Here is a 14556-nt window from a genome sequence, read left to right on the forward strand (position 1 = left end):
GGAAGCCCACCGCGGCCCCCGGGCCCGCCGAACGCCGCTCAGGGCCCTTCGGGCGCCCGGTGGTGGTGATACGTGTGATGGGTACGGAACCCCGCACGGTCGTACATCGCGCGCGCCGCCGTGTTGTCCGCCTCGACCTGGAGCCAGGCCGCCGACGCGCCCTCCGCGAGCGCCCGACCGGCGAGCGCGGCCATCACGGCCGTGCCCAGCCCCCGCCGCCGCTGCCCGGGGTCGACCTCGACGGCCATGAACCCGGCCCAGCGGCCGTCCACGACACAGCGCCCGATCGCCGCGGGTACCTCGCCCGCCCCGCCGCCGACCGACGCGAACCACACCGACGGACCCGCCGCGAGCACCCGGCGCACCGTCTCCCCGGACTCCGGGGAACGCTGGTACCGGCGCAGCCAGCCGTCGTCGAAACCCCGCTCCAGCCGTACGGCTCCGGGCTCGGCGCCCGTGTCCGCGAGCGGCGCCAGCGCGCCGGTCCGCAGCTCCGCCGACACCTCCACGAGCCAGCCACGGGACGTCAACTCCGAGTGGAGCGCGTCCTGGGCCCCGGGGGACCCGGTGGCGGTCTGGACGTACGCGGGCAACTCCCGTGCCGCGTACCACTCCCGTACCCGCGTCAGGGCCTCGTCCAGCGGTACTCCCGGATCACCGAGCGGGAGCACCGAGTTGGCGCGCCGGGTGAATCCCCCGGCGGCCCGCAGCTCCCAGTCCCCGAGGCGTCCGCTCTCGACCGGCTGCCAGGACCGCGCCGCGACCCGCGCCAGCTCCTCGTACGAGGCCGCCGGACCCCGCCGCCGCGCCGGGACGTCCGGGACGACCTTCCCCGCCACCAGGGACGATTCGGCGATCCGGACGGCCTCCCCGGTGCGCCTGGTCACCATGAGGACACCGGCGTCCCAGGATGTGAGAACCCCGACCGTGTCGGTGAACTTCGCCGCATCTTCCGCCGAGTGGTGGAGTCTGCGAATCGAGACGCGTTTGCCCACGTCAGCAGGTGTGATACGGACCTCAAGCCGCCCTGGCGTGCCGAATTCCACGGTTCTGTCCACCCCTCCTGTTCGGATCATGCCCCAGAACGGAGATACTAGGTGTGGGCATCGACGACGCCGCGCTCCCGCGCGCCAGGCGGCGGAGCCTATGGAGGCCCGCCAGCGCCCTATCGAGGAGGAACGACAGCGTGACCTACGTCATCGCGCAGCCTTGTGTCGACGTCAAGGACAAGGCGTGCATCGAGGAGTGCCCGGTCGACTGCATCTACGAGGGCTCGCGGTCCTTGTACATCCACCCGGACGAATGCGTCGACTGCGGTGCCTGTGAGCCGGTCTGCCCGGTCGAGGCGATCTTCTACGAGGACGACACCCCGGAGGAGTGGAAGGACTACTACAAGGCGAACGTCGAGTACTTCGACGAGCTCGGCTCCCCCGGTGGTGCCAGCAAGCTCGGGCTGATCGAGCGCGACCACCCCTTCATCGCCGCACTGCCGCCGCAGAACCAGTAGGCGGTCCACCCACCCACGCACCACCACGGTCCCGTACGGCCCGCCGTCGTACGGGACCGTGGTGTCCGTGCCCCCGGCCGAGTCCCCCGCACAGCCCCGCCCCGCGCCCGGCAGAAAGCGATCTGATCCCGTGTCCGCGACCGAAGCGCCCGTCGACCGTCTGCCCGTCTTCCCGTGGGACAGGCTGGAGCCGTACAAGGCGACGGCCGCCGCCCACCCGGACGGCATCGTCGACCTCTCCGTCGGCACCCCCGTGGACCCCGTCCCGGACCTGATCCAGAAGGCGCTGGTCGCGGCGGCCGACTCACCGGGCTATCCCACCGTCTGGGGCACCCCGCAGCTGCGGGACGCGCTCACCGGCTGGTGCGCGCGGCGGCTCGGCGCGAAGGGGCTCACCCACAAGGGCGTCCTGCCGGTCGTCGGCTCCAAGGAGTTCGTCGCCTGGCTGCCCACCCAACTGGGCCTCGGCCCCGGGGACAAGGTCGCCTACCCGCGCCTGGCGTACCCCACGTACGAGGTCGGCGCGCGCCTGGCCCGCGCCGAGTACGTCACGTACGACAACCCCCTCGACCTCGATCCCACCGGTCTGCGGCTGCTGTGGCTGAACTCCCCGTCGAACCCGACGGGCCGGGTGCTGTCCCGCGCGGAACTCGCCGAAACCGTCGCCTGGGCGCGTGCGCACGGCGTGCTGGTCGTCTCCGACGAGTGCTACCTGGAGCTGGGCTGGGAGGCCGACCCGGTGTCGGTGCTCCACCCGGACGTGTGCGGCGACTCCCACCAGGGTCTGGTGGCCGTCCACTCGCTGTCCAAGCGGTCCAACCTCGCGGGGTACCGGGCCGCGTTCGTCGCGGGCGACGAGGCCGTCCTCGGCCCGCTGCTCCAGCTGCGCAAGCACGGCGGCATGATGACCTCGGCGCCCACCCAGGCCGCCGTCGTCGCGGCCCTCTCCGACGACACCCATGTCGAGGAGCAGCGCGCCCGCTATCTGGCCCGCCGCGCCACCCTGCGCACGGCGCTGGAAGCCGCGGGCTTCCGTATCGACCACAGCGAGGCCAGCCTCTATCTGTGGGCCACCCGCGACGAGCCCTGCTGGGACACCGTGGCCCACCTGGCCACCCTGGGCATCCTCGCGGCCCCCGGCGACTTCTACGGTGAGGCGGGCGCCCGCCACATCCGCATCGCCCTCACAGCCACCGACAACCGGGTAGCCGCAGCAGCCACCCGCCTCACCTGACCCCCACTCCCCGCACGGAGGGGGCACGCCCCCGAGGGCCCCAAAGGGGCGCGAGGAACCGCGCACCCACGTCCGACCCGTACGAGAACAGGTACGCCCAGACGTGGAACCCCAGGGGCGCGGGGAACTGCGCCCCACGAACGACCCGCACGATCGTGGCGACGCCCAGGTGAGTTGACCTAAGGGGCGCGAGGAACTGCGCACCCACGTCCGACCCGTACGAGAACAGGTACGCCCAGGTGTGGAACCCCAGGGGCGCGGGGAACTGCGCCCCACGAACGACCCGCACAGGAACAGGTACGCCCACCAGGGAAGACCCAGGGGCGCGAGGAACTGCGCACCCACGAATGGCCCGCACGGTCGGAGTACGCACAGGTGTGGAACCCCAGAAGCGCAAGCGAAGGCGACCTGCGAGGAACCGCGCCCCCACGAACGGCCCGCACGGCCGGGGTACGCCCAGGTGTGGAACCCCAGAAGCGCAAGCGAAGGCGACCTGCGAGGAACCGCGCCCCCACGAACGGCCCGCACGGCCGGGGTACGCCCAGGTGTGGAACCCCAGAAGCGCAAGCGAAGGCGACACGCAAAGGCGGGGCCCAGGCAGCCGCACGGCTCCCCGGACCCCGCCGCGGCAGCATCAGCCGAGGGGAAGCCCACCACCCGGCAGCCCACCCTTGGCGGCGGACCCGGTCACCCCACCGAGCACCTCACCCGCGCCGCCGCCAAGGCTCCCCGCGGTCTTCTGCGCGGCCGGCGCGGCCTTCTTCGCGCCCTTGCCGACGGTCTTCCCGGCCTGCGGCACGGCCTTCTTGACGGCCTTGCTCCCGGCGTCCCCGGCGGTCTTGCCGGCATTGGTCGCGGCGCCGTCGACAGTGTTGCCGACGTTGGCCCCGTCGAGCGCGGAGAGCCCGCCCAGGGGGGCGGCGGTGGGCAGGTCGACGGCGCTGGCGGAGCCGGCCGCACCGACCACGGGTGCCGCTGTCGCCGCGAGCAGCAGCGCGGCCTGAGCGATCCGGCGGGTCAGGGGGAGGGACATGATGCTCCTTCAGAACAGGGGACGAACGGTTTGTCCGCGAAGCCCGGTGGACGCCTCGGACGCCGTGACTACCGCTCGAAGCCGCCGAAGGTTGCGGCATCGCAAAGCAAAGACTTGGTAATGCATCGCATTATCTGCCGTGCGCAAAGGCGGGCAAACCCCCTCGGGGGGCGACTGCGCCGGACCCGTCCGACCCTTGGCCCCCCAAGGGCCGAGGCCCTTTCGGGAGGGTGCGCCCGACGGTCCGCGGCGGGCCCGCGGGACGCCCCGGACCGTGTCCCCCTGGTGGGTGAGCCGCGGGGCTACTGTCCAGTGACGATTCGGACCTGATCCGGCCCGCGCCCCGCCGCGCCCGCACCGGTGTCGCGCCAGCGGTCGCCCGTCCACTCCCGGCCCGCGTAGGAGACCTTGTCGATCCCGAGCGCCGCCGCGTTCGCCACCGCCCAGTGCGCCAGCTCCCAGCCCCGCTGACGGCTCCCGCGCCCGTCCTCCTGGCCGCGGGGTACGGGCACCAGCAGCGCCCGGCCCTCCATGCGCGGCGAGGGAGCCGCGGACGCCGGGGGAGTGTCCTCGCCCGCCACCGTGGCGCCCGCGGGCTGGAGCACCCCGCGCCCGAAGTCCCGTACCAGCGCGGTGCGTACCGCCGACGGTGAGGCGGCGCGGACCGCGTCGCCGTCCTCGCAGGTCAGCGACGCCTCGGAGCGGCCGGTCAGCGCGGCCGACAGCAGGGTGGCGTCCGGCTCGTGCTTCGCGTACGCCTGCGGGAAACCACTGCGCTGCACCCGCTGGGCCGCGACCGTCAGCGGCAGCCGCGAGTAGCCCGCCACCTCGTCCAGATGCCGGTAGAACTCGGCCGCCGAGTACACCGGGTCCTGGATCTGCTCCGCGGTGCCCCAGCCCTGCGAGGGCCGCTGCTGGAACAGTCCGACCGAGTCCCGGTCGCCGTGCGTGATGTTGCGCAGCCCGGACTCCTGGAGCGCGGTCGCCAGCGCGATCGTCACCGCCCGCTCGGGCATCCCGCGCGCGGTGCCGACGGCCGCGATCGTCGCCGCGTTGACCGCCTGGTCGGACGAGAACTCGTAGGACGCCCCGTCACCCATCCCGGACACGACCACACAGCGCGCGGCGCCCCGCCCACCGGTCAGGTAGTGCGTCACCACATAGCCCGCGACCGCGAGCAGGACGACCACGGCCGCCCCGAGTCTCAGGAGGCGGCCGCGCCGTACGGGGCGGGTGGGTTCGGACACACGTCCACGTTACTGGAGCCACCCGGCGAAACGGGGTGCGGCGGAAGGCGGTTTCCCTGGCCGACGCCCGCCCGGACGAAGGGGAATGCCCGGATCGCCCTTGTTCGTCCTCCGGTTCGGGGTATTAGGGTCGGAGCCATGGACCGCACCGCACCCGCCGCAACCCCGTCGTCCCCGGAGCGCCCCGCGCCCGTCCTGGACCTCGACCTCGACCAGGACGCCGCCCAGCTCACCGCCCGGCTCGTGGACATCCCGTCCGAGAGCGGTACGGAGAAGCCCCTCGCGGACGCGATCGAGACGGCCCTGCGCGCGCTCCCGCACCTGACGGTCCACCGCTACGGCAACAACGTCGTCGCGCGCACGGAACTCGGCCGCGCACAGCGCGTCGTGCTCGCCGGGCACATCGACACCGTGCCCATCGCGGACAACGTCCCCTCCCGCCTCGACGAGGACGGCGTCCTGTGGGGCTGCGGCACCTGCGACATGAAGTCCGGTGTCGCCGTGCAGCTGCGGATCGCCCGCACCGTCACCGAGCCCAACCGCGACCTCACCTTCGTGTTCTACGACAACGAGGAGGTCGCCGCCGAGCGCAACGGGCTCAAGCACCTCGCCGCGGCCCACCCGAGCTGGCTGGAGGCCGATTTCGCGGTCCTCCTCGAACCCTCCGACCAGCAGGTCGAGGGCGGCTGCCAGGGCACCCTGCGGGTCCTGCTGCGCACCCGCGGCGAACGCGCCCACTCCGCGCGCTCATGGCTCGGCTCCAACGCGATCCACGCCGCCGCCCCGATCCTCGCCCGGCTCGCCGGCTACCGGCCCCGCTACCCGGTCATCGACGGGCTGGAGTACCGCGAGGGGCTGAACGCCGTACGCATCGAGGGCGGCGTCGCCGGGAACGTCATCCCGGACCTCTGCACCGTCACCGTCAACTTCCGCTACGCCCCGGACCGCACGGAGGACGAGGCGCTCGCCCATGTGCGGGAGGTCTTCGCGGACTGCGGGATCGACGAGTTCGTGATCGACGACCACAGCGGCGCCGCGATGCCGGGGCTGTCGCACCCGGCGGCCCGTGCCTTCATCGAGGCGGTGGGCGGCACCCCGCAGCCCAAGTACGGCTGGACGGATGTGTCGCGGTTCAGCGCGCTGGGCGTGCCCGCGGTGAACTACGGGCCCGGCAACCCGCACCTCGCGCACAAGCGGGACGAGCGGGTGGACACCGGCAAGATCCTCGCGGCGGAGGACCGGCTGCGGGTCTGGCTCACCTCCTGACCACCCCGGTCCGGCCCGTCCACCCGCCCGTAACCGCGTGTGACTCCCGCCGGACATCCGGCATTGCCCCGTTCGCCACCCCGGTGGATCTAGGCTGAAGTCGCAAGACCGTCAGTGGAAGGGGAGTTCTATGGGCATTCCGGAAGCACAGGGACCGCCGGAGGAGCAGGTACTCGGGCCCGTGGTGCGTCGGCGCGAGCAGATCCAGCCCGGCACCACCGACCAGCGGCTGCTGGACACCGAGGGTGACTCGGAATGGGTGCACACCGATCCCTGGCGGGTCATGCGCATCCAGTCCGAGTTCGTCGAGGGCTTCGGCGCGCTCGCGGAACTGCCGAGCGCCATCAGCGTCTTCGGCTCCGCCCGCACCCGGCCCGGCACGCCCGACTACGAGGCCGGGGTGCAGATCGGCAAGGCGCTGGTCGGCGCGGGCTTCGCGGTCATCACCGGGGGCGGCCCCGGCGCGATGGAGGCCGCGAACAAGGGCGCGCGCGAGGCCCAGGGCATCTCCGTCGGGCTCGGGATCGAGCTGCCCTTCGAGCAGGGGCTCAACGAGCATGTCGACATCGGCGTGAACTTCCGCTACTTCTTCGTCCGCAAGACGATGTTCGTGAAGTACGCCCAGGGGTTCGTGGTGCTGCCCGGCGGGTTCGGGACGCTCGACGAACTCTTCGAGGCGCTGACACTGGTGCAGACCCGGAAGGTCACCCGCTTCCCGATCGTGCTGTTCGGCTCCGCGTACTGGGGCGGGCTCGTCGACTGGCTCCGCGACACGGTGGTCGCGAGCGGCAAGGCGGCGGACAAGGACCTGCTGCTCTTCCATGTCACCGACAGTGTCGAGGAGGCCGTCCAGATGGTCACGAAGGAGGTCTCCGGCTAGCCGCCTTCGCTAGCGCTTTCGAGGTCCCTCCGGCTGGGCGTACCTGTTCCCTGCGGGTCGCCTTCGCTTGCGCTTCCTAGGTCTGTCCGGCTGGGCGTACTTCGTTCCCGCACAGGTCGTTCGTGGGGTGCGCAGTTCCCCGCGCCCCTTTGGGGCGCGTTCTGTCGGTTCTTCGGGTCGGTGCCGGTCGGGATTCTCCGTCCTCGATCCGACACGCTCGGTACGACGTCCAGCGGAGCTACTGAAGAGCATCGGAGTCTGCGGGCAGAGATTCCCGCCCACCCCCTCCCGCAGCCGAGCGCCTGCGGGAGGAAGGGGGGTCCACAAGCGAAGGACCCGCATGGCGGACAGCCCCAAAGGGGCGCGGGGAACTGCGCACCCACGAGCGACCCGCACGGGGACAGGTGCGCCCACCCGGACCGACCCAGGGGCGCGGGGAACCGCGCAAAAGACGAGGGCGGACCCGCACCCGAAGAGCGACGGCAAGGGGGCGCCACCCAGGGGCGCGGGGAACTGCGCACCCACGGACGACCTGTACAGGAACGAAGTACGTCCAGCCGGACAGACCCAGGGGCGCGGGGAACCGCGCAAAAGACGAGGGCGCACCCGCACCCGAAGAGCGACCGCAAGAGGGCAGCACCTCAGGGGCGCGGGGAACTGCGCACCCACGGACGACCTGTACAGGAACGAAGTACGCCCAGCCGGACAGACCCAGGGGCGCGGGGAACTGCGCACCCACGACGTACCCGCACGGGGACAGGTGCGCCCACTCGGGCGGACCTGGGAAGCGCAAGCGAAGGCGGCCCGCGGGGAACCGCGCACCCCACGAGCGACCCGCACGGGAACAAGTACGCCCACCCGGGAAGACCTCAGAAGCGCAAGCGAAGGCGTCACGCCAGGCCGCGGCGGGCGACCGCCGGGGCCCGGTGGCCCGCGATCGTCGCGACCATGTCCAGCACCTGCCGGGTCTCCTCGACCTCATGGACGCGATACACCTGCGCCCCCAGCCACGCGGACACCGCAGTCGTCGCCAGCGTCCCGATCACCCGCTCCTTGACGGGCCGGTCCAGCGTCTCCCCGACGAAGTCCTTGTTGGACAGGGACACCAGCACGGGCCACCCCGTGACCACCATCTCCCCGAGACGCCGCGTGGCCTCCAGCGAGTGCCGGGTGTTCTTCCCGAAGTCGTGCCCGGGATCGATCAGCACGGACTCGCGCGGCACCCCGAGGGACACCGCCCGCTCGGCCAGCCCCACGGTGACCCGCAGGATGTCCGCCATCACGTCGTCGTACCCGACGCGGTGCGGCCGGGTCCGGGGCTCCGCCCCTCCCGCGTGGGTGCAGACCAGCCCCACCCCGTACCGCGCGGCCACCTCCGCCAGCTTGGGGTCGACCCCGCCCCACGCGTCGTTCAGCAGGTCCGCGCCCGCCTCGCACACGGCCGCGCCGACCTCGTGCCGCCAGGTGTCCACGCTGATGATCACGTCGGGGAACCGGCGCCGCACCTCGGCCACGAAACCCACCGTGCGGCGGGCCTCCTCCTCGGCGGTGACCTCGGCGCCGGGGCCCGCCTTGACGCCGCCGATGTCGATGATCGCGGCCCCCTCGGCGACCGCCTGCTCCACCCGGCCGAGCGCCGGTTCGTCGTGGAACGTGGCCCCCTGGTCGTAGAAGGAGTCCGGGGTGCGGTTGACGATCGCCATGATCACCGGCTCGTGCGCGTCGAACTCGCGCCTGCCCAGCCTGAGCATCCCCTGTGTCCCTCCGAAGTACGGTCGTAAGTGGTGCCGATGGGTCGCCTGCGACCTTAACCGTCACAGGCGCATGGCACGATCGGAGCCTGACATTCTTCGCGCCGGTCCGGTCGGGCCGGCCACCGGACGTGGGGACCGCCGAGATGGTCATGTTCTTGTTCCTGCTGATCGCGCTCGTCGTCGTGGTCGCCGCGGTGACGCTCGCCGTCGTGGGCGGTGGCGAGAGCGGTCCGCTGCCGGAGGCGGAACCCGAGCGGTACGCCGAGCCCCTGCCCCCGGACCGTCCGGTCGGGCGGGATGACATCGAGGCGCTGCGGTTCCCGCTCGCCGTGCGTGGCTACCGCATGGCCGAGGTCGACGACGCGCTCGGGCGGCTCGGCGCGGAGCTGGCCGAGCGCGACGCCCGTATCCAGGAACTGGAGAGCGCGCTCTCGGACGCGTACGCCCGCCGCCAGGACCCCGCCGACCCCACCGGGCACGCGGAGTACCGGCCGGTACTCACCAAGGCCGTGGAGCGGCCCGTGACGGAGGAGGAGCGATGACGGCTGACGACGGCGGCGCGGTGCCCGGCCCGGACGGCCGTCCGCGCTGCCCCTGGGGACTGTCCGCCGACGACTACATCGCGTACCACGACGACGAGTGGGGCCGTGCCGTCCACGGCGACGACGCGCTGTTCGAGCGGCTGTGCCTGGAGGCGTTCCAGTCCGGGCTGTCCTGGATCACGATCCTGCGCCGCCGGGAGGGCTTCCGTACCGCCTTCGCGGGGTTCCGGATCGCCGAGGTGGCACGGTTCACGGACGCGCACGCCGTACGGCTGCTCGCCGACCCCGGGATCATCCGCAACCGGGCCAAGATCGACGCGACCCTCGCCAACGCCCGGCTCCTCGCCGAGTGGCCCGAGGGGGAGCTGGACCGGTTCGTCTGGTCCTACGCCCCCGACCCGGCCACCCGTCCGGCCCCGCGTACCCTCAGCGACGTCCCGGCCGTCACCGACGCGTCCACGGCCCTGTCCAAGGCGCTGAAGAAGCGCGGCCTGCGCTTCATCGGCCCCACGACGGCCTACGCCCTGATGCAGGCCTGCGGCCTCGTGGACGACCATCTGAGCGACTGCTTCGCCCGCGGCGCCGGGTAGGCCCCGCCGGTCCGCGGGACGGCCGGTTCAGCGGCCCACGAACGCGGGTTTCACCTTGTCGACGAACGCGGCCACAGCGATCGTGTGGTCCTCAGACGCCCCGGCCCGGGTCTGCAACTCGTCCTCCTTGGCGAGCGTCTCGGCCAAGGAGTGCGACTGGGCGTACGCGAGCGACTCCTTGAGCGCCGCGTACGCCACCGTGGGCCCCTGCGCCAGTCCGAGGGCCACCCGCCGGGCCTCGGCCGCCAGGTCCGACGCCGGGACCACCCGGTTGGCGATTCCCAGCTCGTACGCCTCCGCCGCCTTGATCGAGCGGGGGAAGAACAGCAGGTCGGCGGCCCGGCCGGGACCCACGACCCGGGGCAGCGTCCATGACACCCCGGAGTCGGCGGTCAGCGCCACCCCGGCGAACGCGGTGGTGAACGACGCCGTGTCCGCGACCACCCGGAAGTCCGCGGCGAGCGCGAAGCCGAACCCCGCCCCCGCCGCGACCCCGTTGACCCCCGCCACCACCGGTTTCGCCATCCCGGTCAGTGCCCGCAGCACCGGGTTGTAGTGCTCACGGACGGTGCTCATGGTCTGCCCGGAGCCCGATTCCCTGGCGGCCGCGAGCACCCCGATGTGCTCCTTGAGGTCCTGCCCCACGCAGAACGCCCGGTCGCCCGCCGCGGTCAGCAGCACCGCGCGGACCGCCGGGTCGGCCGCGGCTTCCTCGGTGGCGTCCCGCAGCGCGACCTTGGTCACGGTGTCGAGCGCGTTCATCGCGTCGGGGCGGTTCAAGGTGATCGTCGCGAGTCCGTCGCTCACCTCGTAGAGCACGGTGTCGGCCATGGCGGGGGTCCCTCCGGCTTTGGGCTGCGGGCACACGCGGTCATGTGCGGTACGTTCACTCAGCACGGTCCGAGCACAGCATGGCGGAGATCGCCGGGCATCCGTATGTGACCTGCATCAAAGAATTCTGGGCCTCGTGTACCCGGGACTGAGGCGAAGTAACGCGGTCACACCGCCGAATTGAGTGGTTTTGCGGGCGCACGTTGCCCAAGCGATGCCGACCGATGTTGGTCATCGGGTCCCGACATGCGGGATAATGGCTGGGAAGCAATGTGTTCGATGCCGGACGCGTGCCCTGCGATAGGGCTGTCGTCGGCTGACGATGAGCTGGTTTCAGGAAGGGGAACGAGCATGGCGGCCATGAAGCCGCGGACGGGCGACGGCCCGCTCGAGGTGACAAAGGAGGGGCGGGGCATCGTCATGCGCGTTCCGCTCGAAGGCGGCGGTCGGCTCGTCGTAGAGCTGACGCCGGACGAGGCGGGCGCTCTTGGCGACGCCCTCAAGAAGGTCGTCGGCTAACAGAGGAAGCCGTCCTGGCGTTTGTTCGGCTTTCCCAGTTGCCCCGGCATCGTACGCGGTGCCGGGGCACTGCTGTGTCCGCCGACGTCACGCAGGTGTGGGATGCGACACGTCCGCCGCGCGGGTGCCGGGGGAGGCGTCGGCCGTGACTCTCCGTGTCGCACGAGTCGGGGACCGTTCCGGTGGGTGGGTCCCGGCGGGTCCCGGCGGGTCCTGGCAGGTCACTCGTCGGGGGTCCCGTCCGGAGGTCCGGAAGGTACGAGCACGTCATCCGCACGGGCACCGGTCACCAGGGACGTGTTCACCCGGAAGCGGAACCGTCACCCGGAAGCGGAACCCGGCTGCCGTGATCATCCCGGCGCAACCCGGGCCGCACCGCACCGCGCAGCTGCGCTCAGCGCTTGACCGCGCAGAGCAGTCCGTCCCCGACCGGCAGCAGCGAGGGCACCAGCTCCGTGTTCTCCCGCACCGCCCGGACCAGCTCCCGCAGCCGCAGTACCTCCATCGGCTGCGGACCCGAGTCCACCGTCCGGCCGTCCGCGAAGACGCCCTCGAAACACACCAGGCCGCCGGGGCGCAGGAGCCGCAACGATTCGGCGAGGTAGTCCACGCACTCCATACGGTCACCGTCGCAGAAGACGAGGTCGTATCCGCTGTCCGCGAGCCTCGGCAGCACATCCAGCGCCCGGCCCGGGATGAAGCGGGCCCTGTTGGTGGCGAATCCCGCGAGACGGAACGCCTGCCGCGCGAGCTGCTGGCGGTCGGGCTCGGGGTCGACGGTGGTGAGCACCCCGTCGGGCCGCATCCCGTGCAGAAGATGGATCCCGGAGACCCCGGTACCGGTGCCGATCTCGGCGACGGCCTTGGCACCGGCCGTCGCGGCGAGCATCCGCAGCGCGGCGCCGGTGGAGGGCGACACCGGGCGGAGCGCGGACTCCCGGGCCCGGTCACGGGCCCAGTGCACCGCCTCCTCCTCGGCGACAAAGGCGTCAGCGAAGGCCAAGCCTGTCTGCCGGTTGCCGGTAATGACCCTCTCCTGTCCCCCTGGGATGTCTGGCCGTGACTGTATCCGCTGCCGCCGGGAACCCGCAGATGGGACCGCGCGTTAAGAAGGGCAGGGGAAGGCTCCGGGAGGGGATTCACCGGACAAGGGGGCGAGGAATGGACGGGCTCGGCCGGCAAGTGCTGACGCAAGACCTGAAGCGCGTACCAAATTCACGTAAAACTGCTTATCCGGAGCTAACGGGCGAGGTGGCTATGGTAGGGGCTCCACTGGACACCACCAGAGCCGATAGGGGAGGTGCGGCTGCGCCCGCGGACAGGGGAGGAGTGCTGCGGCGCCTCTTCAGAGCGGTGGGTGAGCCGAAATCCGTGACCGACACCGCTGACCACGTTGCCCAGTCCGCACAGACAGCGACCTTCACCGCCGACGCGGACGCACAGACGTGGACTCCGCCCAGTTGGGAGGAGATCGTCAGCACGCACAGCGGCCGTGTCTACCGCCTTGCCTACCGCCTCACGGGCAATCAGCACGACGCGGAGGACCTCACCCAGGAGGTCTTCGTCCGCGTCTTCCGCTCGCTGTCCACGTACTCGCCCGGCACCTTCGAGGGCTGGCTGCACCGCATCACCACCAACCTCTTCCTGGACATGGTGCGGCGAAGGCAGCGCATCCGCTTCGACTCCCTCGGGGACGACGCCGCCGAGCGGCTGCCGAGCCGCGAGCCGTCGCCGCAGCAGGTCTTCAACGACACCCACTTCGACGCGGACGTCCAGCAGGCGCTGGACACCCTCGCGCCGGAGTTCCGTGCCGCCGTTGTCCTCTGCGACATCGAGGGCCTGTCGTACGAGGAGATCGCCGCGACCCTGGGCGTCAAGCTCGGTACGGTCCGCAGCCGTATCCACCGCGGCCGTTCCCAGCTGCGCAAGGCCCTTCAGCACCGGTCGCCGCACGCGCGCGCCGAGCGCCGCGCCCCCGTGGCCTCCGGTGTCCCCGTGCTGGGAGGAGGAGGCGCGCCCGCGTGACCGGATCACGTCCGACACCTGTCGAACAGCACCTCGGGGACCGGCTCGCCGCCCTCGTCGACGGCGAACTGGGCCATGACTCCCGCGACCGGGTCCTCGCCCATCTAGCCACCTGCGCCCGCTGCAAGGCCGAGGCCGACGCCCAGCGCCGGCTGAAGAACGTCTTCGCCGAAGCGGCGCCCCCGCCCCCCTCCGAGAGCTTCCTGGCACGCCTTCAGGGCCTGCCCGGCGGCGGTTCCGGCGATCCCGGCGGTCCGGGAGGCCCCGGCGGCCCCAGGCATGAGCGCGACGCCTTCGGCGGCGGCCTCTTCGACATGGGCGCCGACACCTTCGTCCTCGCTCCCGCCACCCGGCCCGCACCCGCCCTTCCCGCGACTGCCCCCGGATTCCGTATCCATGCCGTGGGCAGGCCCGAGTCCGAGCGGTCCGCCGCCCGGGGCCGGCGCCGCTTCGCCTTCGCCGCGGCGGGCGCGGTCTCGCTGGCCGCGATCGCCCTCGGCGGGGTCAACACCGGCCCCGCCACCGTCGACAGCGGTGACGCCCGCGGTCCCAGCAGCAATAACGTCACTCCGCTGCGTACCCAGGGCGGCGGCACCCCGGCCGGGGACGCCGTCCGCCGCCGGGCCACCGCACCGATGCTGGGGCAGCGGACCGGCGGCGCCCTCGCCGCACCCGTCGCCCCCGCGTCCGCCGGTGCCCCGCTGGTGGCCGGGACGCCACCGCAGCCGCCACCGGCGGCCGTGCACGCCCTGGCCGCACCCCTGCTGGCCGGTGCGTCGGTGGCATCGCCGCTGCTCCATCCACTGCCGCAGTTCGTCCCGCCCGGGCACGGCCATGCCCGCCCGCCCCGGGTCCGTCCGGCGGACGATCCAGCGATCGGCGGCTCGGCGCCCCAGGGCCGTCTCCGGCACCCGGAGCGGCCGTCCCTGGTGTCGTCCGCGGCCACCGGTGTACTGGGGCCGCTCAGGGCCCCGCAGCCTGCCTTGGCGGGCCTTCCGGGGCTGCCGTCCTCCCCGTTGCCCACCACGGGGATACCCGGCGGCGCGGCTCCCGGTGCCGGGTCCCCCCGCTGAGCCCGACCGGCGGCGGCCCCTTCCCGGGGCCGTCCGCTCCGTCCCCACCCATGGG

15 protein-coding genes are annotated in these 14556 nt (G+C 72.6%); 9 read left to right on the forward strand and 6 right to left on the reverse strand.

Features of this window, described 5'->3' with window-relative positions; genetic code table 11:
• Positions 1-38: 38 nt before the first annotated feature.
• Positions 39-1046 carry a GNAT family N-acetyltransferase gene (locus tag AB852_RS07130; RefSeq protein WP_073785584.1) on the reverse strand — a complete coding sequence of 336 codons (1008 nt, stop codon included), beginning with the start codon at positions 1044-1046 and terminating at the stop codon, positions 39-41.
• A 140-nt stretch (positions 1047-1186) separates the two neighbouring features.
• Between AB852_RS07130 and fdxA the strand changes: the two genes are divergently transcribed.
• The gene (gene fdxA / locus AB852_RS07135) at positions 1187-1507 is read left to right on the forward strand and encodes a ferredoxin (RefSeq protein ID WP_073784614.1); all 321 of its coding nucleotides are present in this window, start codon (positions 1187-1189) and stop codon (positions 1505-1507) included.
• Positions 1508-1637: 130 nt separating this feature from the next.
• Entirely contained in the window at positions 1638-2741 is a 1104-nt protein-coding gene (gene dapC, locus AB852_RS07140; protein ID WP_073784616.1) for a succinyldiaminopimelate transaminase, read from the forward strand.
• A gap of 634 nt (positions 2742-3375) precedes the next feature.
• On the opposite strand, the gene AB852_RS07150 is transcribed toward dapC, so the two are convergent.
• Positions 3376-3774 carry an ATP-binding protein gene (locus AB852_RS07150; RefSeq protein ID WP_073784620.1) on the reverse strand — a complete coding sequence of 133 codons (399 nt, stop codon included), beginning with the start codon at positions 3772-3774 and terminating at the stop codon, positions 3376-3378.
• A gap of 302 nt (positions 3775-4076) precedes the next feature.
• Positions 4077-5021 (reverse strand): VldE C-terminal domain-containing protein, encoded by a 945-nt coding sequence (locus tag AB852_RS07155; protein ID WP_073784622.1) that lies wholly within the window; start codon positions 5019-5021, stop codon positions 4077-4079.
• Positions 5022-5159: 138 nt separating this feature from the next.
• Here AB852_RS07155 and dapE point away from each other — a divergent pair, with 138 nt between their 5' ends.
• Positions 5160-6287, forward strand: coding sequence for a succinyl-diaminopimelate desuccinylase (gene dapE, locus AB852_RS07160; protein WP_073784624.1), 1128 nt, complete (start codon positions 5160-5162; stop codon positions 6285-6287).
• Between the two features lie 130 nt (positions 6288-6417).
• The gene (locus AB852_RS07165) at positions 6418-7167 is read left to right on the forward strand and encodes an LOG family protein (RefSeq protein ID WP_073784626.1); all 750 of its coding nucleotides are present in this window, start codon (positions 6418-6420) and stop codon (positions 7165-7167) included.
• An 890-nt stretch (positions 7168-8057) separates the two neighbouring features.
• Here the strand turns inward: AB852_RS07165 and folP are convergent.
• Positions 8058-8918 carry a dihydropteroate synthase gene (gene folP / locus AB852_RS07170; protein WP_073784628.1) on the reverse strand — a complete coding sequence of 287 codons (861 nt, stop codon included), beginning with the start codon at positions 8916-8918 and terminating at the stop codon, positions 8058-8060.
• Positions 8919-9064: 146 nt separating this feature from the next.
• Between folP and AB852_RS07175 the strand changes: the two genes are divergently transcribed.
• Positions 9065-9463, forward strand: coding sequence for a DivIVA domain-containing protein (locus tag AB852_RS07175; protein ID WP_073784630.1), 399 nt, complete (start codon positions 9065-9067; stop codon positions 9461-9463).
• Positions 9460-10053 (forward strand): DNA-3-methyladenine glycosylase I, encoded by a 594-nt coding sequence (locus tag AB852_RS07180; RefSeq protein ID WP_073784632.1) that lies wholly within the window; start codon positions 9460-9462, stop codon positions 10051-10053. Before AB852_RS07175 ends, AB852_RS07180 begins: the two co-directional genes overlap by 4 nt.
• Positions 10054-10080: 27 nt before the next feature.
• Here the strand turns inward: AB852_RS07180 and chcB are convergent, their stop codons facing one another.
• Positions 10081-10884: a 2-cyclohexenylcarbonyl CoA isomerase gene (chcB, locus tag AB852_RS07185; RefSeq protein ID WP_073784634.1), complete on the reverse strand. Its 804-nt coding sequence runs from the start codon at positions 10882-10884 to the stop codon at positions 10081-10083.
• A gap of 351 nt (positions 10885-11235) precedes the next feature.
• Here chcB and AB852_RS07190 point away from each other — a divergent pair, with 351 nt between their 5' ends.
• Positions 11236-11403 (forward strand): DUF3117 domain-containing protein, encoded by a 168-nt coding sequence (locus AB852_RS07190; protein ID WP_069086806.1) that lies wholly within the window; start codon positions 11236-11238, stop codon positions 11401-11403.
• A gap of 394 nt (positions 11404-11797) precedes the next feature.
• Here the strand turns inward: AB852_RS07190 and AB852_RS07195 are convergent, their stop codons facing one another.
• Positions 11798-12454 (reverse strand): O-methyltransferase, encoded by a 657-nt coding sequence (locus tag AB852_RS07195; protein ID WP_079184343.1) that lies wholly within the window; start codon positions 12452-12454, stop codon positions 11798-11800.
• A gap of 206 nt (positions 12455-12660) precedes the next feature.
• On the opposite strand from AB852_RS07195, the gene sigE reads away from it, so the two are divergent.
• Complete coding sequence (sigE, locus tag AB852_RS07200) at positions 12661-13428, forward strand: RNA polymerase sigma factor SigE (RefSeq protein WP_178390943.1); 768 nt, start codon at positions 12661-12663, stop codon at positions 13426-13428.
• Complete coding sequence (locus AB852_RS07205) at positions 13425-14501, forward strand: anti-sigma factor family protein (RefSeq protein WP_073784640.1); 1077 nt, start codon at positions 13425-13427, stop codon at positions 14499-14501. The genes sigE and AB852_RS07205 overlap by 4 nt, the downstream gene beginning before the upstream one ends.
• The last annotated feature ends 55 nt before the right edge of the window (positions 14502-14556 follow it).

Origin of the sequence: Streptomyces uncialis (assembly GCF_001905345.1) — a bacterium.
Classification (GTDB): Bacteria; Actinomycetota; Actinomycetes; order Streptomycetales; family Streptomycetaceae; genus Streptomyces; species Streptomyces uncialis.